Origin of the sequence: Coleofasciculus sp. FACHB-1120, assembly GCF_014698845.1 — a bacterium.
Classification (GTDB): domain Bacteria; phylum Cyanobacteriota; class Cyanobacteriia; order Cyanobacteriales; family FACHB-T130; genus FACHB-T130.
In genome coordinates this window covers 216,334-238,222 of sequence record NZ_JACJTV010000002.1, presented here as the reverse complement: position 1 = coordinate 238,222, position 21,889 = coordinate 216,334, and the positions used below count along the sequence as shown (strand labels likewise).

The window sequence follows — 21,889 nt, the reverse complement described above, 5'->3', positions numbered from 1 at the left end:
TGTAAGTAATGAGAAAGACATTCGCTTTGCTGTCCCTGAGCTTCGGTATAGCTCTGGGAAATGTCGCTTTGCCTGCCCTCGCTAACGATCCTCTGCCTGTTCCGCTGATACCAGTCAACTCAAACCTGTTAAATCTCGTCTGTTGCCGGTCAGATGCACTGGGACTTGATGAGCAAATCTGGGGAAAAAACGGTCAAGCCGGAGACCGAAAAGCTTTAATCGCCTCTATTGATAACAGTCTGCGATATCTACAGACAAACAGTGCTGCTCAAGCCTACCAGCAGTATCCGGTGCCAGGGATTACCCGCGATCGCGTCCGTCGATCTTTGGAGCGCTTTCGGCAGCTAGTTGTTAATTCTCGTTCGGCTGCCGAACTGCAAGCCGCAATCAAGCGTGAGTTTGTCTTGTACCAGTCTGTAGGCAAGGACAATAAGGGGAACGTTCAGTACACCGCCTACTACGAACCCACCTATACAGCCAGCCGCAAGCAGACAGCAGAGTATCGCTATCCCCTCTATGGGATGCCGTCAAACTTTAACTCTTGGCCCAAACCCCACCCCACAAGGGTTCAGCTAGAAGGGGAGGATGGCTTGCTGGGAGCGAACAGTCCGCTAAAAGGGCTAGAAATCGCTTGGATGAGCGATCGCTTAGAAGCCTTCCTGGTGCAAATCCAAGGCTCTGCTCAGCTCCAGATGACCGATGGGGGTGTGATGACAGTCGGCTATGCGGGTGGAACCGATTACCCATACACCAGTGTTGGGAAAGAACTCGCTAAAGATGGCAAACTGCCCCTATCCGGTCTAACGTTACCTGTGCTGATCAAATACTTCCAGCAAAATCCTTTGGAGCTGAGTAACTATATCCCGCGCAATCAGCGCTTTGTTTTCTTCAACGAAACCAATGGTGCCCCAGCGATGGGAAGCGTTGGGGTGCCGGTGACACCTGAGCGTTCGATTGCGACGGATAAATCTTTGATGCCGCCCGGTGCTTTAGCTTTAATTCATACAAGAGTTCCCTACTTTAATCGTGCCGGTAAGATCGAACAGCGTCTGGTGAGCCGCTACGTACTCGACCAAGATAAGGGAAGTGCAATTCTCGGTCCCGGTCGCGTAGATTATTTTATCGGAACGGGTAAACGGGCGGGCGATCGCGCGGGTGTTACCGGCGGGAATGGGCAACTGTATTACCTGCTCCTGAAACAATAAATTTTCCAGCCTCCCGCAACAGAAAAAATTGAGGCGATCGCGTTCCAATCCCACCTATAAATTAAACGTAAAAAGGCAAAAGTAAGAAGTTTTTACTTTTGCCTTTTTATCTTTAACTTTTTACTTCTGCCCTATTTAATAAGGAGGTTCACCGTACTCAAATTCATCGTGATAATCGTATGAACTAGATACCCCTGCCATCTCCATTTTGGGCGCGGGGGTTTCCTCTTTCGGTTTTTCCTTTCCGAAGTCTTGGTACTCCTCAAAAGTCTTGCAGATGAGCGCAGACTCCTCAGAACTGGAAGAAATTAGATATTCTGTTAAATTCTTAGCAGTGGGATGCTCATAATCTACTGTACTAGCCACCAGGGCAGTATTTGTGCCGCTGCCCCTTTCCTCCATTTCAATTAACGGGCAAAAAATTCCATGAGCATGAAACAAGGGTCCTTTTGGTGTTAAAGGCTGCTTGCGGTACTGAGCATAAGCCTTTTCCAATTCAGCAATAAATCCACCGACTACTTGACCTTGTTTCATCTCGCAGTAGGATTTTCCAAAACTAGCACCTGCCGCACCATTCACTGTCAATTGCAGTGGCAATTGATGTAAAAGCTTTTGTTTCTCCCCTACTAAAAAAATCAAGTGGCGAGTGAACGTCTTAAACTTAAGCTTGTCTGCCAAGAAAGCATCGTAGTTATCTTTAAACGTACCCAGTTTCATCCCAGTTTCACGGTCTTTCACAGACAATGGTCCCCGCCGCACGATAACTAAGCGGGGGGTGCTAGTGATAAACAGCGTTTCGACTCCGGTGCTAAACTCATGCTGCACCTGGTCCCAAGTGGCATCCGGCTTAAAGCCAACCGCATTAGCGTTATCTAGCTTAATCGCCAATCCGTGCGGCTGGATGCCAGTTTTCCCATATCGAGGATTGATCATCTGGCACCAAGGGATAACTTGAGAAGGTGGTGCGTTGAACCTGTCGTCGTCGAAGTCAAAATTCGCAGATGCGTTCATGGTCTTAGGCATCCAAGTCGTGTGCTGATCAAGTTTACAAGTCTGGGGCAAGTGGCGGTATCCGAAAAGATACCGTAGAAATGATAAAAGTAACACAAGTGCAGCTAACCGGGTTTATTGATGCCCTTACCTCCTGTGGAATGCCAGCAAGAAGCAGGCTTGCTGAGAACAGCTTGCAAGGATCGAACCAGCACAGCAGGAGGAGGTTCTTTGCATTCTGAGTGTAGGAACGGTTGCTCAGGGAGAAGATTTGGGGGGAGGTTCTACTGGATTTTTCTCAAAAAACGGATTTAGAGGCTTGATTGAACGCAAGCCATTCAGTAAAGGAGCGATCGCACTTTTGTTCTCTGCTCTATTCGCATCTCCTATATATACCCTGTTCGCACCACAGACAAATTTTTGCCTTTTCAGTATATTTTTTGGTCAACAGAGTGTCCTAAAATACAGATACTCATCTCAAAATGTGCGATGCAAAGACAGGTTGACTATTGCATAGCAGCCAGGAAGGGTTAATATTTACTATCCTTTACCAAAGATATTGATATTGATAAAACTTCGCTGGTTTTATCAAAATCTACAACATGGAAACATCCTTTGAACTTACCCTGCAAATCGTTATCACGGTCGTTGCAGGTATCAGCGCCCAGGTTTTAGCCCAATATCTTCAGGTTCCTAGCATCGTATTTTTGCTACTGTTTGGCATTCTACTGGGGCCAGATGGCTTGCGCCTGCTACACCCCCATTCTCTAGGTACGGGCTTAGAGGTCATTACTGCCCTGGCAGTGGCAGTCATTCTGTTTGAGGGGGGGCTGAACCTAGAGCTGAGAGAGTTGGGGAAGGTTTCCGGCAGTCTGCGAAACTTGGTGACATTGGGGACGCTGATCACGCTGCTGGGCGGCGGTATGGCAGCTCACTGGTTGGGTGAATTTCCCTGGCCTATCGCCTTTCTCTACGCTTCCTTGGTGGTCGTAACAGGACCAACCGTGATCAGTCCTCTGCTGAAACAGGTGCAAGTAGACCGGCAAGTGGCAGCACTACTGGAGGGAGAAGGCGTCTTAATTGACCCAGTAGGGGCTATCTTGGCTGTCGTGGTGCTAGACACCATTTTGAACGCCGATACCGACCCTATCGAAGCTTTCATCGGTCTCGTCTTGCGCTTAGGCATCGGCGGCGGTATTGGCGTTGTCGGTGGCTGGTTGATGGGTTGGATTATCAAACGCGCCAAGTTTCTTTCAGAGGACTTAAATAACTTGGTCGTTCTGGCTGGGTTGTGGGGCTTATTTGGTTTAGCGCAAACAATCCGCAGCGAGTCGGGGTTGATGGCAACTGTGATGGCGGGAATTGTTCTGGGTGCCTCCTCAATCCCAGAGGAACGGATGTTACGGCGATTTAAAGGCCAATTAACGATTCTTGGCGTTTCGGTCTTGTTCATCCTGCTGGCAGCTGACTTGTCCATCGCCAGTGTATTTGCGCTGGGGTGGGGAAGTGTGTTTACAGTTCTGGCACTGATGTTTATCGTGCGACCGATTAACATCGGCTTATGTACCTTCAATAGCGACCTGAACTGGCGACAGAAGCTGTTTTTGTGCTGGATTGCTCCTAGAGGAATTGTTTCGGCGTCGGTTGCTTCTCTATTTGCCATTTTTCTGACACAACGGGGTATCAACGGCGGTGATTCTATCAAAGCGCTGGTCTTCCTCACGATTATCCTGACCGTATTTTTGCAAGGACTGACCGCACGTTGGGTCGCTCAATGGCTGCAAATCAACCTCCAGGAAGCAACTGGTGCTGTGATTATTGGTTGTAATCCCTTAAGCCGCCTGGTTGCCCGTTTGTTTCAGGAACAGGGAGAGTCTGTAGTGATAATTGACACAGACCCCGAAGCGTGCAAAAAAGCAGAGCAGGAAAATCTGCGGGTATTCTTAAGCAGTGGTTTGGATACGGAAGTTCTGGAAGAGGCTGGACTTGACTCAATGGGAACCTTCCTGGCAATGACGAATAATGGGGAGGTGAATTTAGTGTTGGCGCAGCGTGCGATTGAGGAGTTTCGTCCTCCTCGTGTATTGGCAGTATTTCCCCAAGCGAACACACCGACTAATAATAGTAAGGTTCACCAAGCTTTCATTCCTAATTTATCAATTAAGAATTGGAATCAATACCTGAACGATGGACAGGTGAAGTTAGGCAAAACGTCACTCAAAGAGCCAGGGTTTTCGTTTCAACAGGCTCATCTACAAGCCTTAATTCGTTCTGGAGAGCTAGTACCGTTACTGTTTTTACGGGAGGGGCGTTTCCAAGTGGTGCCTGCGACAGAGGATTGGGAAGCGGGAGATCAGATTATTTATGTGCTTCATGACCCTCGACCAAAACTCTTGAAGCGTTTATCGGGTGCGAGTCCGTCTTCTCGTCTAGCGCTAGAGAAACTGCCGGAAGTTGAGGAGGTGCCCATCTCATCTGCAAGTGTGGGTGTCCTTTTGGGAGAACTCAAACCAGAACCTCAAACAGAACCTACAGAGGCTTGAGGAATGGCAGTCGCGGCACAGCCACAGCAAGTACACAACCGAAACCTGCCAGGAGTAGGTGACAAAACCCTTCATTTTCGTTTAGTTCGCGTTTTTGAGACTTGGAATGCAATCGCCCCAGCATTCCATTCTCAGGGCTTAGTTCAAAATGTGTAGCGATCGCTCTTAATAGCTAAAGTGCTACTAAGTGGAACTAGATTTGCGGCTATAAATTTGCTATTGCTGTGACTCAGCACTGCTGAGGCTGAGAGATTTTGGATCGTTCTCTGCTTGCGTGAATTCTGACTCGGCGGCTAAGTTGATGGCGGCTAATTTTGTTTGAAGCCGCTTTTGTTGTATTTCCTGTATCAATAGCCCACCTAAATGGATTAGCGCGATCGCGATCGCACCCACGGATAAAATGTAGCTGTGTAGGGTATAGAGGTGTTCGACGGTAGCTGTCGTGATGGCTCCACCACCTGTAAGGATGTCTCGTAACTGAGAGCCAATAAAAGGGATGGCTTCGATGGTTCCCAATTCGATGCTCAGACGCCAGTAGCCGAGTTGACTCCAGTCGAGAATCATGGCTGTCCAACCAAGTGCGATCGCGGTTAATGTCAATAAAATGCCACTAATCCAAGCGGTTAGCCAACTACTCGTAAATTGTCGGCCCAGAAACATCACGACAATTTCGATTAAAGACAGTGCAATTAAGCCATTTCCCGCGAGATCGTGAACGCGGAGAATCACCCAGCCATTAGAAACTTCATTAGCGATCGCTTGCAGGGAATCATAAGCACCACCCGCAGCCGGTTCGTAGTAGAAGGCTAACAGGATTCCGGTCACAGCCGCGATTAGGCTCAAGGTTAGAATCCCAACAGCCAGGATCGTAGCCAGACGCCGAAGGACAAATTCATACTGCTCGGTTTTCATGGCTAAACTTTACTTTTCTTAACTTAATCGAATGCTAGCCAGTTTCCGAAGGAATTTCGTTGTCCTAAGAGCGTATGCCTGAAGGCTGAATCGTTGGGATTAGTCATCAGTGATTAGCCAAAGACCAATGACTAATCACCATGACCCATCTCATGCCAAATACTCCACCCAAGACGGTAAAGCGACTGGCGATCCGTACCAAATACCAGGAGTTCTCGGTGAATGCTTGACATCTTCGATGACCAGATTGGTTGCTCCTTCCAGATGAGCCGCTTCAATCGGCGTAATCCCGTCTCCCCAAGTGTTACCCGTTCCGCAGGTGAGTTTGTAACTGCTGTAGGCTAGCCATTGTCCCGGACGCCTCGCCCCGTAGATAGATTTACCGGCAACGCAGATGTAGCGCACCTTTGAGTAGAAGGCTCCCGGATAGTTCATCTTGACAAAATCTAGATTTTTCCGCGTCCAACGTTCCCCGCTGATATGGGGGGTTCCCAAGGTGACGAGAGTGGCAACATAAGGGTGAGCGTGCCACAAACCAGCGTCTTCTGTGACATCTCCGTGAATAGAATAAGGTTTTTCTCCCAGGTAGATCCGGGAAATCCAGCCGCCAGCGGAGTGACCAATCAGGTTAAGCTGAGAAACGTTGTATTGCTGCAACATTTCTTTTACCGTGCGGTCGAGTTGCCGCAAAATCGGAATCATCGACCGTCCTCCTACAGTGGGCACCCAATCCCGACTTCGCAAAGGTACGGTTACAGTGGGGAAACCCAACTGTTGTAGAGATTGTTCCAGTGGACGGTAGGCGATCGCGCCTTCTAGATATCCGGGCAAAATGACAGTCGGTAAAGGCATTTGAGATTTGGGATTTTGGCTTTTAGATTTTAAATTTTATTGTGCAATCAGGTATCTTGTACGGCATTGGCGTGGGTCCCGGCGACCCAGAACTGATTACTGTGAAGGGACTCGGCATTTTGCAACGGGTGCCGGTGGTGGCTTTTCCCGCTGGGTTATCAGGCAAGCCAGGAATCGCTCAGCAGATGGTGGCTCAATGGCTGAATCCCAGCCAAATGCAATTAGCTTTAAATTTTCCTTACGTACAAGAAACCGAGATTTTGACTCAGGCGTGGCAAACGGCAGCCCAAGAAGTCTGGCAATCTCTAAAATTGGGTCAAGATGTGGCTTTTGTTTCGGAAGGCGATGTCAGTTTTTATAGCACGTTTACCTATTTAGCGCAGACACTGCAACAACTGCATCCTGAAGTGAGGGTGCAGACGGTGCCGGGAATCTGTTCCCCTTTAGCTGCCGCAGCGGTGTTAAGAATTCCGCTGACAATTCGCTCTCAGCGCCTCGTCGTATTACCGGCGATCTACACGGTGGGAGAGTTGGAAGCCGTTCTAGAATGGGCAGATGTGGTGGTACTGATGAAAGTGAGTTCAGTTTACGAGCAAGTTTGGAAAGTGTTGCAGCAGCGCGGGTTGTTGGAACGCAGCTGGGTCGTAGAAAGGGCGACGCTACCAGAGCAGGTAATTTATGCTGGGTTAAGCGATCGCCCTAATCTGAAATTGCCTTACTTTTCTCTTTTAATTGTGCAAGCAAGGGAATCAGTAGATTAATTTCTTCAGTAACTTCCGCAAATTGGCAACTTTTGGGCTTTTTTTCCAGTCTTGGCGATTGGGTCAGAGAACCTAAAAATTAGCTTTTAAGCATTTTGGGCGGAAAGAATTGAGATTAAAATTCAGAATCTGAAACTAATATAAAAGCGGAGTGCTTGTTTCGATCGCGATCGCGTGCTTGTCGCACCTATCCCCTGACCTGATTCCCAGCCTGTGCTGTCGCTGAGGAGTATAACTTACCTGCTATGTCCTACCTCTCCTTCATTAAAAACCTGCCTGAAAAGTTAACTCAGCCGCCTCTGATTGCAGCTTTGGCTTCCGTGGGTATCCACGGAGTGCTGGCGATGACCCTGCCCAGTTTATCGGCATCATCGACCAAATTGGAAGAGCAAAAGCCGCGAGGAACTGTCAAAGTTGTGGAATTGTCACCCGCAGAACAAAGCCGCATTCCGCAGCTTGCACCGCCGCCCGTATCGCTGCCCCCCATTCCCAACCAAACCCAGCTGTTGCCACCTTTGCCGCCGCCATCTTCCGTATTACCGCCGATCCCTAGCTCTCCACCTTACAAATTTCCGATGAACTCCACACCGCGACCTAACACTGGGGCTGGGTTGCCGGAGATTTTTCAGAGATCAAGCGATCGCCGTCAGCAAAGAGTTAGGCAAAATCCTTTCAATCCTAACAACCCAAACTTTATTGTCGGACGGCTTCCCGATCCCCCCAAAGTTCCCCAATCGGCTCCCCGGAAAGTTACACAGCAAGAAATTCGCCGTCGCCTGTTTCAGGGATTGCCTGCTGGTGTCCAGCCGGGGCAGGACGATATTTCCAGTCTCTTTCCGCCGCCACCGCCTACTTCCGAGCAACAGACACCTTTCAACCCTTCTGAGGAATCTTCTGAGAAACAGCCGCCTATCGATTTTGGACAACAGACGCCTAGCAATACCAAGCCCCAGAGATCTATTGATTTTGGGCAACAGACGCCCAATTCAGAATCAAAAGTAGCAGCGAATTCCGGACAACAGACGCCTAAAAATTCTGAGCCACAAACTCCAGCGAATTCCAGACAACAGACGCCTCCTCTTTCTCCGCAACAAATCGCCGTAGCGCGGCGCGAACTGCAACGGCAGCAAGTCCTTGCTGATATACGGCAGCAGCGTCGAAACTATGCCTATGACGGCAATGGCACTCGTGATGACGATTACAGACAAAAATTAGCGGGTTGGGGTTCTCGACTCAACAAAGTACCATCGAAAGAACAAGAAATTACCCTGACACCTCAATATCGTGCGTGCTTTATCAAGAAGCCGGAAGCGACTGCTTTAGTTGGGGCGCAGGTGGATGCTAAGGGCAATGTCACGGCTGAACTGCTTAGAAGTTCTGGTTACAACATTTTGAACGACAAAGCGCAGGAAGTCGTTAAGGCTCATTCTTTTGGTGCAAAGGAACAAGTTTATGTTGTACAGGTCAAGTTTGCGTACAACGAAAAAGATTGTCCGCCGGTAACGAGTTCGCGACAATCTCGAAATTCTCCAGAAGCTCAAGATTCCAAAAAACCGCGCGACTCTCAAGAAGCTCAAGACTCTAGAAAACCACGGGAATCTCAAGAATCCTCTGAGTTTAAAAAACCGCAAGAATCTCCAGATTCTCAAAACTCACCTGAGCCGAGAAAACCACGGGAATCTCAAGAATCCTCTGAGTCTAAAAAACCACGGGAATCTCAAAATTCTCAAAACTCACCTGAGCCAAGAAAACCGCGCGACTCTCAAGAAGCTCAAGACTCTAGAAAACCACGGGAATCTCAAGAATCCTCTGAGTCCAAAAAACCGCAAGAATCTCCGGATTCTCAAAATTCACCTGAGCCGAGAAAACCACAAGAATCTCCGGATTCTCAAAACTCACCTGAGCCGAGAAAACCACAAGAATCTCCGGATTCTCAAAATTCTCAACAGACACCCTGAACATAGTTCACAAGAAGCGAAGACAGTATTAGACAGCCGGTTGGGTTGAGAAACGAAACCCAACAAATGGTTATGCGTGTTGAGTTTCGTTCCTTAACCCAACCGACAACTCTCAATAATCTCGAAACTCAAGTAGGAGTAGCGGCTAGCTGTTGGAATCCATCTGGATTCATTAAAAGCGCCCTCTTGCAGGATAATAAACCCTTGGACTTTTGCGACCTCCTCTATGGCTTTAGATGCTTCCTTCTTGGCTCAGCTGCAAAATTCATCTGAGCGATTAATTCAGCTGCTGGATAACTTTGCCCAAGCACGGGTGCTAGTTGTCGGGGATCTTACTCTCGACGAGTTTCTGACGGGTCAAGTAGAACGAATTTCTCGTGAAGCACCCGTGTTGATTCTGCGCCACGAAAATACCCGGCAGGTGCCTGGGGGCGGAGCGAATGCCGTCTATAACCTGGCAACGCTGGGGGCACAGGTGAAAGTAGCTGGATTAGTCGGAAAGGACGACCAGGGGCAGGCGTTGCGCCAAATCTTTCAGGCTGCTGGAATTGATACCACGGGAATGTTGCTCGATCCAGACCGCCCGACGGTGACTAAAACCCGGATTTCTGGTCATGCTCGGCAGTCGGTGACTCAGCAGATTGTGCGAGTTGACCGGAAATCGGATGAGTTGCCAGATCAAGATTTGCAGCTACAGCTTGCTGAGTATATTCAGCAACATCTGGATACAGTGGATGCGGTGGTTTGCTCGGATTATGGCGATGGCGTTTTTACTCAGCTTGTAATTGAGGCGGCGTTGTCTCATCAGAAGACAATTGTGGATGCTCAAGTCGGTCTGCAAAGATACCAAGGGGCGACGCTGTTTACGCCAAATCTGCCAGAGGCGGAGCAGGCGGTGGGGTATGCGATCGCGTCTGGGCAAATCACCCAAGCTGGACGCGACCTCTTGGCGCTGACTCAAGCCCAGCAAATGCTGATTACTCGCGGTGAAGAGGGGATGAGTTTGTTTGACCGCAGCGGGACGGAGCAGCATATCCCAGCGTTCAACCGTACCGATGTGTTTGATGTGACAGGGGCTGGAGATACTGTGGTGGCGGCGCTGACGCTAAGCTTAGTGGTTGGGGCGTCATTTTGGGAAGCAGCGGTGTTGGGAAATTTGGCGGCTAGTATCGTGGTGCGCCAATTTGGGACGGCAACCACCAGTCCAGAAGAGATGAAGGCGGCTTTACTGGCATTGTTAGAAGAAGAATAACGAACCGCTTTAGCGTTCGCGTAGCGGCGCGGATGCGTGTTAGCGCTTTAGACGCAGATTTAGACGCAGAGTACGCAGAGGGAATCAAGGGAGAGAATTGATGAGAGGAAGCCGTCGGTTGTTGGTGACGGGTGGGGCGGGGTTTATTGGCTCCAATTTTGTGCATTATTGGTGTGAGGCTTACCCTAACGATCGAGTGGTGGTATTAGATGCGCTCACTTATGCAGGGAATCGCCATAATTTAGCTTCCTTGGAGGGGCAAGAAAATTTTCGGTTTATCAAGGGAGATATTTGCGATCGCGCTTTATTAGACTCGCTCTTACAAGAAGAAAATATTGATACAGTGGCTCACTTCGCCGCTGAATCTCACGTTGATCGCTCAATTCTAGGTCCCGGTGCCTTCATTCAAACGAATATTGTCGGCACATTCACCCTACTAGAAGCTTTTCGGAAACATTGGGAAACAAGGCAAGAGGGGATTTTTCTTCATGTTTCCACTGATGAAGTCTACGGTAGCCTAAACCCCAGCGATCGCGCGTTTACAGAAACAACGGCCTATGCTCCGAATAGTCCTTATTCGGCATCGAAGGCGGGTAGCGATCATTTAGTCCGCGCCTATCACCACACCTACGGCGTTCCCACCATTATCACCAATTGCTCTAACAATTACGGCTCGTATCAGTTTCCTGAAAAGCTAATTCCCTTGATGTGCATCAATATCTTAATCGGCAAATCTCTGCCAGTTTATGGAGATGGGCAGAATATACGAGATTGGCTGTATGTAGGCGATCATTGTAGCGCTTTGGATGTAGTGATTCATCACGGCAAACTGGGCGAAACTTACAATATTGGCGGCAATAATGAAGTTAAAAATATTGACTTAGTCAATATGTTGTGCCATCTAATGGATGAATTAGCACCTAATTTACCCGTCCATCCTTGCAAAAAATTGATCGCATTTGTGAAGGATCGACCTGGGCACGATCGCCGCTATGCGATTGATAGCACGAAACTAAAAACTCAACTAGGGTGGACTCCTTCTGTAACGGTTGAAGAAGGTTTACGACGCACTGTTGAATGGTATCTCACTCACCGCGATTGGTGGGAACCGTTACTGTCTGAGGAATACCAAGCTTATTATCGTCAGGTTTATGTTTCCTAGAAAGTTCCTGACTTAAATCGAATGGCATTGGTTGAGAAGCCATAAAATAAATTTCTGGCTTCTTTGCGCTAACCCGTTGAAACAGGTTGAAATCACTATCCAGTTGAGCTAAAGCTAACTTTAGTAATTAGCCCAAAATTTATTTCAGAACCCATTTACGGGTAAGGTTAAGCTTAAGGCAGCGCGATTCGATTTAAATTTCTTATACCCCAGCTCCAGGAGGCCAAGTTGTGTATAGAAAAACGCTAACGGCTGCGATCGCTAATAGGCCCTGAATCAAATTCCCAATCAGCGAACCCACCACAATGCCTATCCCGGCTTTCAGCGCTAGCTTGATTCTTGGCTCAAATTCTAAGTCGCGCCGGTAGAGAAACTCTCCAATAATCGCTCCGAGTAGTGGGCCGATCAAAATTCCGATCAGGGGTCCTGCAACCAGAAACGCGGGTAACAATCCAAAAAAGCCTAGCACTAAGCCAACAATGGCTCCAATCTGCCCCCACTTGCTAGCTCCTGCTTGTTGCGCCCCCAAGTAGGTCGCTAAGATATCGACGCCAATGCTGAGTAGCAACACCAAGATAGCAACGCCCAAGGCTATAGACACACTGCTAAAACTGTGAACAGCTCCCCAAACCACAATGGCAATCAAAATCAAGCTGGCTCCTGGAATGCCCGGAACCACTGCGCCGACGACGCCAACGAACATGAGGACAACGAGAAGCCAATAGAGAATGGTTATGGACATTTAAATTCCAGGGAGTGCAACATCATCTAAGTGGTAGCTGAGGGTAACGTCTAGTTTTTCAGCAATCCCAGCTATCCAGTTTTCATCTTGCTTGGTGTAACTGCGCGGAGCATTGGCACCTAAAATCAAGACACCTCGATTGCCAATCGGCTGACAGATCGCTCCTTGAGTATTCTCTGGTAGATAGTCAAATTCAATCCGCCCTGGGTATATTTTTAGAGCCACGAGATAAACGGGTTTTTGTTTTTCCAACACCCGCTGTAAGATTGGCCCTGGTTTGACTTCTGGGTTGACGCCTAAGATACCCCGTCGCAACAACACTCGTCCGTTGTACCAAACGACGAGCGATCGCGTCACAGTGTTCGTGAGCAACAGATGCGATGCCCAAGCCAGTTCTATCTTTACCGCTTCCGGTAAGTCGGGTGCTAATTCAAACCCCTCCTCGCCAATTAATTCGACAGTTTCGGGCGATCGCGGTTGCACTTGCTGCCACAGCAACCCCGTTAAAATCAACACCGCACTGATAATCACGCCCAACGCATCCGAACGAGCTTGAGAATCCGCTAGCTGCGGTGTCAATAAACGGTTAATCAGCAGCAGCACCCCTGCCAACCCACCAACCACTAGGGGGAGTTGTCGTAAAACCTGATTTTGATCTGGCTTAGCCATTTTCTTAGGGCTGAGGACTGAAAGCTGAGGAATGAGTAGGAATAAAAGAGTAGAAATTTTCTCGCCTTTTAACGTAATTCATTCTTCATCCTTCAGTTCAGATTTCATCCGGCTCAATGATCCGCTGAAATAGATAGCCAGTGCCTCGCGCCGTCAGGATTAGCTCTGGATTGCTCGGATCGTCCTCCAACTTCGCCCGGAGGCGTGAGATATGCACATCCACCACGCGAGTGTCTACGTGGCGTTCTGGCGTATATCCCCAAACCTCTTGCAAAATCTCAGAACGGGAAAAAGGTTCTCCAGAACGGCTGACTAATAACTCCAGCAAGCTGAATTCCATTCCGGTGAGCCGAATCCGCTCATCGCCTTTATAGACTTGCCGCTTATTGGTGTCAATCTTGATATTCCCGACATGAATGACGCCAGAACTGGGAATCCCAGAGGCACCCGTTTTGTCTACCCGCCGCAACACAGAGCGGATGCGGGCTTCCAGTTCCTTCGGGGAAAAAGGCTTGACAACGTAATCATCTGCACCCAGCTCTAAACCAGTGATGCGGTCGGCGACATCTCCTAGAGCCGTTAGCATGATAATTGGCACATCCGATTCCTTCCTCAATTCCTGACAGACGCCGTAGCCGTCTAGTTTTGGCATCATCACATCCAAAACTACTAAGTCAGGAGTGGCATTGCGAAAGGTATCCAGCGCTTCTTCTCCATCAGCAGCCGTTACGACATCGTAGCCAATCATGGAAAGGCGCGTTTCCAGAATGCGACGGATGCTAGCTTCATCGTCAACTACCAGAATTTTTTCTTTATGGCTTTCCAAGCTCGTCAACGCTCCTTAAGTTCCGATTTCTAATCGTTAATTTTAGATACCATTACATTAAGATATCATTCTGTTTAGTCGGTTTGGAAAGCCTGAAATCCTCACAGTTGCTGGATTTTTATATTCTCTTAATCCTTTACGATTTATTAAGATTCTTTAACAAATCGAGAATGGTGCATGGCAAAGCCGCGAACTAACTATGTTTGTAACGAATGTGGGTCAGAATCTTCACAATGGTTTGGCAAGTGTCCCGCCTGTGGCACCTACAACTCCCTGGAAGAGCAGTTTGTGTCTCAGATTAATTCTTCCCTTCCCAGCCGGGGTTTGCAAAGCTCACAGCGCAATGGCAAATTAGCTGCCAAAGCACCCCAGGCGAGGGCATCGCTCACATTCGCACAAATTACCGACAAGTATCAGGAGCGGTGGACTTCTGGTTATGGAGAATTCGATCGTGTACTGGGCGGGGGGGTTGTTCCTGGCTCTTTGGTGTTAATTGGTGGCGATCCGGGCATTGGTAAGTCAACGCTGCTGCTCCAAACGGCGAATCAGATGTCGCAGATGTATCGCATTCTCTATGTCTGTGGGGAAGAATCGGGACAACAAGTAAAACTACGGGCTTCGCGTTTGGGTGTTAGCAACCTGAATCCGGATCAGAAAAAAAACGGCGAGCGCGTGTCTCCCCAGGCAGAAATAGAGGCATCTGTAGAGACATCTGTAGAGACTCCGGTGACATCTATCTCAGCGGGTGCGGATCTGTATGTGCTGGCGGAAACCGATTTAGAAGAGATTATCAGGGAGTTGGAATCTCTGAAACCGAATGTGGCGGTGATTGATAGCGTGCAGACGATTTACTTACCGTCTCTAACGTCGGCAGCGGGATCGGTGGCACAGGTGCGGGAATGTACTGCTGCATTGATGAAGGTGGCAAAGAGAGAGAGTATCACCCTGCTGATTGTAGGACACGTTACGAAGGAGGGCGCGATCGCTGGGCCAAAAGTCCTAGAACACCTGGTAGATACCGTATTGTATTTTGAAGGCGATCGCTTTGCGTCTCACCGCCTCCTGCGTTCTGTCAAAAACCGCTTCGGAGCAACTCACGAAATTGGCGTTTTTGAAATGGCAGATCGAGGACTCCGAGAAGTTTCTAATCCCTCGGAGTTATTTTTGGGCAACCGGGACGAAGTGGTTCCGGGTACCGCCCTGGTCGTCGCCTGCGAAGGTACTCGCCCGATTGTCGTGGAACTGCAAGCCTTAGTGAGTCCAACCAGTTATAGTTCCCCCCGCCGCTCAACGACGGGTGTTGATTACAACCGACTGCTACAAATTTTGGCAGTATTAGAAAAACGAGTCGGTATCCCTTTATCTAAATTAGATTCTTATGTGGCTTCAGCGGGGGGGTTGAGTGTAGAAGAACCTGCTGTCGATTTGGGAATGGCGATCGCAGTGGTGGCTTCTTTCCGCGATCGCGTCGTCGATCCGCGCACTGTCTTAATTGGCGAAGTCGGCTTAGGCGGACAAGTCCGATCTGTCTCCCAAATGGAACTGCGCCTGAAAGAAGCCGCCAAACTAGGCTTTAAGCGAGCAATTGTCCCCAAAGGGCAAACTTTTCCAGAGCTGGGATTAGAAATTGTACCCGTCGCCAAAGTTATCGATGCCATCATTGCCGCTATCCCAGCCTCTCATCATCATGATGATGATGAAATGCTAGATGATGATGAATAGACGCCATTCAGGTGCCAGTTGTAGCATTTGGGGAATCATGCGCGATCGCCTTTATTCTGTTTTTCCTTATATCTTGCACCATTTGTTTTCGATATACGCTGCCTCAAAAACTCTGATTAAAAGAAGCCAAATAGAAAGCGAAGATAGCAATCCTATGTGAGTTGTGAGTCAGAGGTTCATATCCCCGACTTCTAGAAGAAATCGGGGATATCGCCTTCATGAATAAATCAGGATTATTATGTATTGTCTCAAAAAAATATTTTTTTGAAATTCTAAGTAAAGTTTTTTTTGCTATTTCTTAAAATCGATAAAATACTTATAAAAGAAAATCGGTTTATATGTTAATATTTTGTGCGGTTTTATCCGTAAGATTACTGATGCATAAATCTCAAAAATTAGGCTGAATTAATTTATGAGTTAATAATAATTAACCGTCTGGGTGCAGATAATTAATCCTGTTATTGATGAACAACTCTTGTAAACCTTAACAGAGAGTCACAGCCAATTCAGCACCTAGATCTAGGTATTAATTTAGCAATGGGCATTATTACCCAAAAGAATTTTTGTGAGCTTGAAAGCTCAATTCCATTATGGTTTTTCGCTTTTGTTCCTTATAAAATCGGCGAAGGTTTACTAATTATACTAATGCCCCTATTTATCATTCAGGTAGTAGGGGGAAGCGTCGCTGATGTTGCTACAGTGAACTCACTCATCGCTTTAGTAGGTATGTGTGCCTTCATTTTATGGGGAAACCTATCAGATAAGATGGGCTATCGTACTCCCTTCTTGATATTGGGATTTCTGGGATTCACTCTCTGCATATCAATGCTCAGCTTTGCAGACAACCTCTCACAAGTCTTAATTCTTAGCAGTGTGGGAGGCTTTTTTATGGCAACGATTACCCCAGTAAGTTCGGCTTTGGTACTAGATAGCTTTCCCGAACAAGAGTGGCCTAAGTTTTTCGGTAGATTCTATCAGGTAACAGGATGGAGTTTTGTCGCTAGTGTTGTATTCGGCATAGCATGGCTCAACCTTGCTTCTAAATGGGTGGGTAATGTTGCAGCGATGCGCGGATTATTATTATTTGCAGGTGTTGTTTCTTCGCTGAGTTTGATTCTCTGCTTGCTTTGGGTAAAAGAACCGAAGGTTGTTCGCAAACGCCGAAAATTTAATCGGAAACTGCTAGGACAATTGACTGTCGGAGTGATTGAAAGGCGAGCAGTTTTTTATCCATCCCGCGCCCTCTACTTCGTACTCCGCCCAAGTTCGCTAAGCCAAGTAGTTCAGCCACTAGGAAGCCCTTTAGGACGATATTATCTATGTTCTTTACTCTTTTTTGTTGCCATCAACCTGGTTATTGTACCTTTCCCAGTTTTTCTCACCAACACATTAAAAGCTACGAATACTCAGGTATTCTTGCTTGCCTTAGTTAAGTCAACAATAGAGTCTTGGTTGTACGTTCCTGTCGGTCATTGGGTGCATCAGCGACCTGGTATCAAACTTCAAGCGCAGGCTACCGCTATCCGGGGTGGCGTTTTTGGAATTTTTGTCTTGTTGGCTTTAATTCCGCCTCAACCGAGTAGTTTGGTTTTCGTTGGATTAGCCCAGATATTAAGCGGGATTACTTGGGCAGCGATCAGCGTATCTAGTAGCACGGCAGTGGGTATGCTCGCTGGCAAAGATAAGGAAGGTTCGGCAATTGGGTTTTACAACGCAATAATTGGGGCATCAGGCGCACTGGGTAGCTTGGGAAGCGGATACCTTGCTGCTACTTTTGGGTATGGTGTTTGTTTTGGGATAGGCGCACTATTGACAGCATTCACTGCATGGTGGCTGTGGCAACTACAGCCTGTTGTATTATCCAAAACATCCTAAGCGGCTTTTGGGCTTTATCGCTAGAAGATCCCAGGCAACAATTTTTGAAATGGTCGGGCACGTGTTATGCCAAATCAAAGTTTGCGCCTTTTTATTTTCCTCGATAAAAATTTTAATCAGGATGATTTAGGATTTCCACAGAACGGTTGGGATTTTCTAATCATCCAATTGTGAGCATTTGCGATCGCTTTTCTGAAGCGCGAGCGCTTAGTCTGATCTCGCTTAGCCCGGCTCAGAATGCGATCGCCCCAAATCGTTTTTTCCGGAAAATCACGGAAACTTTATCGAATCTTCACAAAGTACCTTAAGTACTAATACTTAACAAAACTCGTTTGAGTGAATAAAATAGCAGGTTTATCGTTTTATTTATTCTATTTGTAGGTAAATCAAGATATTTTTTTGATGAAGATGCCGTAAACCTACTAGTCATTCATCGGAAGCTATGTAAGTATTTTTAAGTATACTTCGGCATTTTATAAGTTATTTATGTACAACTCTTCAGAAAGCTCACCTATAAGTACAGGTACAAATTTTGATACCCAGAGTGGATGGCTTTTCTCAAACCCCATGCAAATCAGCCGACGCAGCCGCCGCCTACTCTTTTGCGCGTTCCTACTTTTAGGGTTTGTCGGGTGTGTTTTTGGAATATTTCTGGGATCGGGTCTGGGTATTGGAAAAGCGGTGCTGGCATTTATCGTCTTGTGGGCAGCATTGTGTAGTTTTAGTGCCCGCTAAGCGTAGGCTTCCGAGATTCTTGGTTATCTTAGAACTCTTGTCTTAGAACTCTAAGCTCTGAGGCGACTAACCATGAATGTTGCGTCAGCTAGTAACCAATTGATAAGCAGGAACAGCGCGATCACCACCTCGCTTCTACTAGCACACCTGTATCTACGGTTTACTCTGGCAATTGAACCCTGGCAATTGAACCAAGGCTGATTTCTGTCTAGTTATTTAATCATCCGCTTCTTAGATAGGCTAAGTTGGCGTGCGGAGTTGCTAAGAGCAGCAAATGCTTTGCGATCGCCAATTCTCTTCAAAATAGCCATCCATGAAACTAATTTTCCTGACTTTCCGCGATCGCTGATGTAAATCTTGATGAATAACTTTAGCTGCCATGCTATAGCATCAGCGAAACTCACCCAAGCTGGAGCCAAAAGTATTCACTATGCCCAAAGATCCGCCGCGCATTGCCTTGTTCCTTCGCAACCTAGGTAATGGGGGTGCTGAACGGATCATGCTGAGTCTAGCCCAAGGCTTTGTCAAACAAGGTCAGAAAGTAGACATGGTGCTAACCAAAGCGGAAGGCACCTATTTAACGCAGGTACCGCCTGAAGTGCGAATCGTGGATCTGAAGGCTTCGCAATTTGATAATCGTAAAACTTTCAAATTCCCGACCAGTCTTCAATCCACCACCAGCCTTCCCAAGTTGGTGCGCTACTTGCGTCAAGAACGACCCGTGGCACTTCTTTCAGCTACTCACTATCCCAATGAAATAGCGATATTGGCTAAGCACCTCGCTAGAGTCCCTACCCGAATCGTGGTATCCGAGCATATTACTCTTTCTGTAGAGGCGCGACGGGTTGATCAGCGTTCGTCCCGTTTAGCACCACTAATGGCGCGGCTATTCTATCCTTGGGCTGATAGCATCGTGGCAGTTTCGCAAGGGGTTGCTCAGGATCTCGCTCAGATCACCCGCCTACCCTTAGAACGCCACCCAGTCATCTACAACCCGGTGATTACCCCAGAATTGATAGAAAAAGCCAAGCAGCCTGTAGAACACCCTTGGTTTGCAGATGGGGAACCCCCAGTCGTACTGGGGGTGGGAAGGTTAGTCGAGCAAAAAGATTTCCCGACCTTGATCCGTGGTTTTGCTGAGGTACGTCGAGTGCGACCTGCTCGATTGATGATTTTGGGAGATGGAAAAGAGCGATCGCAATTGAATACGCTAGTGCGTGAATTGGGCTTAGAGAGTGATGTTGCTCTGATTGGGTTTGTGAAAAATCCCTATGCATATATGGCACGGGCAGCAGTATTTGTCTTATCTTCAGCTTGGGAAGGTTTGCCGACCGTCCTCATAGAAGCAATGGCGGTAAGAACTCCAGTCGTTTCTACCAACTGCGAAAGTGGCCCGGAGGAGATTTTAAACAACGGCAAGTACGGGGCGCTCGTTCCAGTGGGAGATAGCAACGCGATCGCCCAAGCAATTTTAAGCGTATTAGAAGGCAACTTTAAGCAGGTCGCTCCAGAGTGGCTTGACCAGTTCACTTGGGAAACTTCTACACAAAAATATATTGATTTATTAGGCATCGCTTAAGACTGAAGCATTGACGCTAGAAATCATTGCCAAATTTGTAAGAAAACTCAACACTCCTAGCGATGAATCAACGCAAACGGATAGCTTTTCTCGTACCAAACCTTGAAGGGGGAGGGTTGCAGCGAGTAGCACTCAACTTACTCAAGGGACTTGCTCTGCATGACGTTTCCTTAGATTTAGTATTAGCTTCTGCTCAAGGAACATACTTAAAGGATATTCCCTCTGGAGTAAGAGTTATCGATTTAAAAACGCCCATCCAGCCTCGGCTCAAAAGTGCGAGCAGAGTCACACTTCCTCTAATAAATTATTTACGCCAAGAAAAACCTGATGCATTGGTATCTCATTTATATACCTGCAATGTAGTGGCTGTAATAGCAAAAAAATTAGCCATGTCTTCGGCAAAATTGGCATTAGTAGAACATATTTCTTTATACGAGAAAAAAGCTAGAGAAAATCAACTACGAGAGAATTTTCTCCCTATTTCAATGCGCTGGCTTTACCCTCGTGCTGATGCAGTTGTAGCAGTTTCCAAAGGCTTGGCGCGAGAGTTAGAGACCTACCTCGAAATCAAGCAAGGTTCTATCCAATCAATCTACAACCCTGTTGTTAATGAGAATTTGCTACGAAAGGCTGAGTCACCTGTGAATCACCCTTGGTTTAGAGATGGAGAACCTCCAGTAGTTTTGGGCGTAGGGAGATTAGTAAAGCAAAAGGACTTCTGTACCCTGATTCATGCTTTTTCTTTAGTGCGACAGGTACGACCCGCGAGGTTAGTGATTTTGGGAGAGGGTTCTGAGAAATCCAAACTTATCGCTCTAGTGCGTGAGTTGGGTTTAGAGGACGATGTTGCCATGCTAGGCTTTGTCGATAGTCCTTCTGCTTATATGGCACGAGCAGCAGTGTTTGTGTTGTCTTCAATTTTAGAGGGATTACCGACTGTATTGATAGAAGCAATGGCAGTAGGAACCCCAGTGATTTCTACTAACTGCGAAAGTGGGCCAGATGAAATTCTCGACAATGGCAATTACGGTTTGTTAGTTCCAGTTGGTAATACTAAAGCAATGGCAGAAGCAATTTTGAGCGTATTGTCTGGTGATTCAAAACCAGTCAATTCGGCTTGGCTGGATCAGTTCACTTTAGAATCTGCCACTCAAAAATATCTTGATATTCTAGGTTTCACTGATGACGTTTGTAAATATGAATAAACCACTTGTAAGCATCATTATGCCAACTTATAATGGTGGAAAATTAATTCAGTCAGCTCTCCTATCGATTCAAGCACAGACTTATACTGCATGGGAAGTTATTGTAGTTGAAGATGCTTCTAAAGACCAAACCGAAGAAATTGTACAGGAATTTGCCAGGTTGGTCGGTGAACATAAAGTTAAATATATTCGGCACTCGCAAAATCAAGGAGCAAGCGTAACCAGAAATACAGCTATGAAGCAGGCTCAAGGTAAATACTTAGCCTTTTTAGATCATGATGATCTGTGGAAGGAGAATCATCTAGAAACAGCCGTTAATAAACTAGAATCATCAGGATGCGATCTCATTTACTCTACAGTTGAGATGTTTGCAAACCGAACGAATAAAACATTAGGTTTCTGGGGACCATCTCAACAAGATATAGAAAATTTTCCAGGCAGTCTTTTAGCAAGAAACTACATCACGCCGTCGGTAGTGGTGATGAGAAGCAGTATCCCAGAAAAAGTCGGTCATTTTGACCCAAACATTAAAGGGCCAGAGGATCTGGATTATTGGTTAAGGATAGCAGCAGCAGGGTTTAAATTTATTTATATACCAGGTATCTATGGAATGTATAGAAAAACCCAATCCTCAGCAATAACCTCTAACGTCACAAAGATAACTGAACAGCATGCACTGGTGCTTAGGAAGCACCGTAATTTAAGCATTATCCCTCTCAAAATTCGCTCTGATACAGCAGTGCAATATCATATGAGGGTAGTCAAATTTAACTTGAAAACAAATCCCTTGAAAGCTACAGAGTTTTTTCTATGGGCCTTGAAAATAAGTCCTCAAGCTTCTCTTGTCGCTTTAGGAAAATGGCTATTCCATACAGACAAAGAAGCTTGACCAGTTCAAATA

18 protein-coding genes are annotated in these 21,889 nt (G+C 47.0%); 12 read left to right on the top strand and 6 right to left on the bottom strand.

Going from position 1 to position 21,889, the window contains the following annotated elements; translation table 11 throughout:
• Positions 1-8 precede the first annotated feature (8 nt).
• Entirely contained in the window at positions 9-1,205 is a 1,197-nt protein-coding gene (locus tag H6H02_RS03180) for a murein transglycosylase A (protein WP_190814595.1), read from the top strand.
• 135 nt (positions 1,206-1,340) lie between these two features.
• Here H6H02_RS03180 and H6H02_RS03175 read toward each other — a convergent pair whose 3' ends face one another.
• On the bottom strand, positions 1,341-2,216 hold the full coding sequence (locus H6H02_RS03175) for a DUF5895 domain-containing protein (RefSeq protein ID WP_190814593.1): 876 nt from the start codon (positions 2,214-2,216) through the stop codon (positions 1,341-1,343).
• A gap of 581 nt (positions 2,217-2,797) precedes the next feature.
• Between H6H02_RS03175 and H6H02_RS03170 the strand changes: the two genes are divergently transcribed.
• Positions 2,798-4,738, top strand: coding sequence for a cation:proton antiporter (locus tag H6H02_RS03170; protein WP_190814590.1), 1,941 nt, complete (start codon positions 2,798-2,800; stop codon positions 4,736-4,738).
• 216 nt (positions 4,739-4,954) lie between these two features.
• Here the strand turns inward: H6H02_RS03170 and H6H02_RS03165 are convergent, their stop codons facing one another.
• Both H6H02_RS03165 and H6H02_RS03160 read right to left on the bottom strand, forming a co-directional pair.
• The gene (locus H6H02_RS03165; protein WP_190814588.1) at positions 4,955-5,650 is read right to left on the bottom strand and encodes a cytochrome b N-terminal domain-containing protein; all 696 of its coding nucleotides are present in this window, start codon (positions 5,648-5,650) and stop codon (positions 4,955-4,957) included.
• A 150-nt stretch (positions 5,651-5,800) separates the two neighbouring features.
• Positions 5,801-6,502, bottom strand: coding sequence for an alpha/beta hydrolase (locus H6H02_RS03160; RefSeq protein WP_190814586.1), 702 nt, complete (start codon positions 6,500-6,502; stop codon positions 5,801-5,803).
• 41 nt (positions 6,503-6,543) lie between these two features.
• On the opposite strand from H6H02_RS03160, the gene H6H02_RS03155 reads away from it, so the two are divergent.
• The 4 genes from H6H02_RS03155 (at position 6,544) to rfbB (ending at position 11,635) form a co-directional block, all read left to right on the top strand.
• Entirely contained in the window at positions 6,544-7,263 is a 720-nt protein-coding gene (locus tag H6H02_RS03155; RefSeq protein ID WP_190814584.1) for a precorrin-2 C(20)-methyltransferase, read from the top strand.
• A 245-nt stretch (positions 7,264-7,508) separates the two neighbouring features.
• Positions 7,509-9,221, top strand: a complete 1,713-nt coding sequence (locus H6H02_RS03150) for an energy transducer TonB (RefSeq protein WP_190814582.1) — start codon at positions 7,509-7,511, stop codon at positions 9,219-9,221.
• 226 nt (positions 9,222-9,447) lie between these two features.
• Complete coding sequence (gene rfaE1 / locus H6H02_RS03145; protein WP_190814581.1) at positions 9,448-10,473, top strand: D-glycero-beta-D-manno-heptose-7-phosphate kinase; 1,026 nt, start codon at positions 9,448-9,450, stop codon at positions 10,471-10,473.
• Between the two features lie 100 nt (positions 10,474-10,573).
• Entirely contained in the window at positions 10,574-11,635 is a 1,062-nt protein-coding gene (rfbB, locus tag H6H02_RS03140; RefSeq protein WP_190814578.1) for a dTDP-glucose 4,6-dehydratase, read from the top strand.
• Positions 11,636-11,837: 202 nt separating this feature from the next.
• Here the strand turns inward: rfbB and H6H02_RS03135 are convergent, their stop codons facing one another.
• The 3 genes from H6H02_RS03135 to rpaB all read right to left on the bottom strand — a co-directional run bounded on the left by H6H02_RS03135 (position 11,838) and on the right by rpaB (position 13,872).
• Positions 11,838-12,371, bottom strand: coding sequence for a DUF456 family protein (locus H6H02_RS03135; RefSeq protein WP_190814849.1), 534 nt, complete (start codon positions 12,369-12,371; stop codon positions 11,838-11,840).
• 6 nt (positions 12,372-12,377) lie between these two features.
• The gene (locus H6H02_RS03130) at positions 12,378-13,046 is read right to left on the bottom strand and encodes a cofactor assembly of complex C subunit B (RefSeq protein WP_190814576.1); all 669 of its coding nucleotides are present in this window, start codon (positions 13,044-13,046) and stop codon (positions 12,378-12,380) included.
• A gap of 97 nt (positions 13,047-13,143) precedes the next feature.
• Positions 13,144-13,872, bottom strand: a complete 729-nt coding sequence (gene rpaB, locus H6H02_RS03125; protein ID WP_190415215.1) for a response regulator transcription factor RpaB — start codon at positions 13,870-13,872, stop codon at positions 13,144-13,146.
• 177 nt (positions 13,873-14,049) lie between these two features.
• On the opposite strand from rpaB, the gene radA reads away from it, so the two are divergent.
• The 6 genes from radA (at position 14,050) to H6H02_RS03095 (ending at position 21,877) form a co-directional block, all read left to right on the top strand.
• Positions 14,050-15,594: a DNA repair protein RadA gene (gene radA / locus H6H02_RS03120; RefSeq protein ID WP_190814574.1), complete on the top strand. Its 1,545-nt coding sequence runs from the start codon at positions 14,050-14,052 to the stop codon at positions 15,592-15,594.
• A gap of 537 nt (positions 15,595-16,131) precedes the next feature.
• Complete coding sequence (locus H6H02_RS03115) at positions 16,132-17,469, top strand: MFS transporter (RefSeq protein WP_190814572.1); 1,338 nt, start codon at positions 16,132-16,134, stop codon at positions 17,467-17,469.
• Between the two features lie 486 nt (positions 17,470-17,955).
• Positions 17,956-18,204, top strand: coding sequence for a hypothetical protein (locus H6H02_RS03110; protein WP_190814570.1), 249 nt, complete (start codon positions 17,956-17,958; stop codon positions 18,202-18,204).
• Positions 18,205-18,634: 430 nt separating this feature from the next.
• Complete coding sequence (locus tag H6H02_RS03105; RefSeq protein WP_190814568.1) at positions 18,635-19,783, top strand: glycosyltransferase; 1,149 nt, start codon at positions 18,635-18,637, stop codon at positions 19,781-19,783.
• Between the two features lie 62 nt (positions 19,784-19,845).
• A complete protein-coding gene (locus H6H02_RS03100) occupies positions 19,846-20,988 on the top strand; it encodes a glycosyltransferase (RefSeq protein WP_190814566.1) in 1,143 nt (380 codons plus the stop codon).
• Complete coding sequence (locus H6H02_RS03095; RefSeq protein WP_190814564.1) at positions 20,966-21,877, top strand: glycosyltransferase family A protein; 912 nt, start codon at positions 20,966-20,968, stop codon at positions 21,875-21,877. The genes H6H02_RS03100 and H6H02_RS03095 overlap by 23 nt, the downstream gene beginning before the upstream one ends.
• The last annotated feature ends 12 nt before the right edge of the window (positions 21,878-21,889 follow it).

Excerpts from the sequence above, each read along its gene's own strand:
- H6H02_RS03165 (WP_190814588.1), bottom strand. The coding sequence starts at position 5,650 with ATGAAAACCGAGCAGTATGAATTTGTCCTTCGGCGTCTGGCTACGATC.
- H6H02_RS03130 (WP_190814576.1), bottom strand. The coding sequence starts at position 13,046 with ATGGCTAAGCCAGATCAAAATCAGGTTTTACGACAACTCCCCCTAGTG.
- radA (WP_190814574.1), top strand. The coding sequence starts at position 14,050 with ATGGCAAAGCCGCGAACTAACTATGTTTGTAACGAATGTGGGTCAGAA.
- rfaE1 (WP_190814581.1), top strand. The coding sequence starts at position 9,448 with ATGGCTTTAGATGCTTCCTTCTTGGCTCAGCTGCAAAATTCATCTGAG.
- H6H02_RS03150 (WP_190814582.1), top strand. The coding sequence starts at position 7,509 with ATGTCCTACCTCTCCTTCATTAAAAACCTGCCTGAAAAGTTAACTCAG.
- H6H02_RS03110 (WP_190814570.1), top strand. The coding sequence starts at position 17,956 with ATGTACAACTCTTCAGAAAGCTCACCTATAAGTACAGGTACAAATTTT.
- H6H02_RS03180 (WP_190814595.1), top strand. The coding sequence starts at position 9 with ATGAGAAAGACATTCGCTTTGCTGTCCCTGAGCTTCGGTATAGCTCTG.
- rfbB (WP_190814578.1), top strand. The coding sequence starts at position 10,574 with ATGAGAGGAAGCCGTCGGTTGTTGGTGACGGGTGGGGCGGGGTTTATT.
- H6H02_RS03105 (WP_190814568.1), top strand. The coding sequence starts at position 18,635 with ATGCCCAAAGATCCGCCGCGCATTGCCTTGTTCCTTCGCAACCTAGGT.
- H6H02_RS03160 (WP_190814586.1), bottom strand. The coding sequence starts at position 6,502 with ATGCCTTTACCGACTGTCATTTTGCCCGGATATCTAGAAGGCGCGATC.
- H6H02_RS03115 (WP_190814572.1), top strand. The coding sequence starts at position 16,132 with ATGGGCATTATTACCCAAAAGAATTTTTGTGAGCTTGAAAGCTCAATT.
- H6H02_RS03170 (WP_190814590.1), top strand. The coding sequence starts at position 2,798 with ATGGAAACATCCTTTGAACTTACCCTGCAAATCGTTATCACGGTCGTT.
- H6H02_RS03175 (WP_190814593.1), bottom strand. The coding sequence starts at position 2,216 with ATGAACGCATCTGCGAATTTTGACTTCGACGACGACAGGTTCAACGCA.
- H6H02_RS03095 (WP_190814564.1), top strand. The coding sequence starts at position 20,966 with ATGACGTTTGTAAATATGAATAAACCACTTGTAAGCATCATTATGCCA.
- H6H02_RS03100 (WP_190814566.1), top strand. The coding sequence starts at position 19,846 with ATGAATCAACGCAAACGGATAGCTTTTCTCGTACCAAACCTTGAAGGG.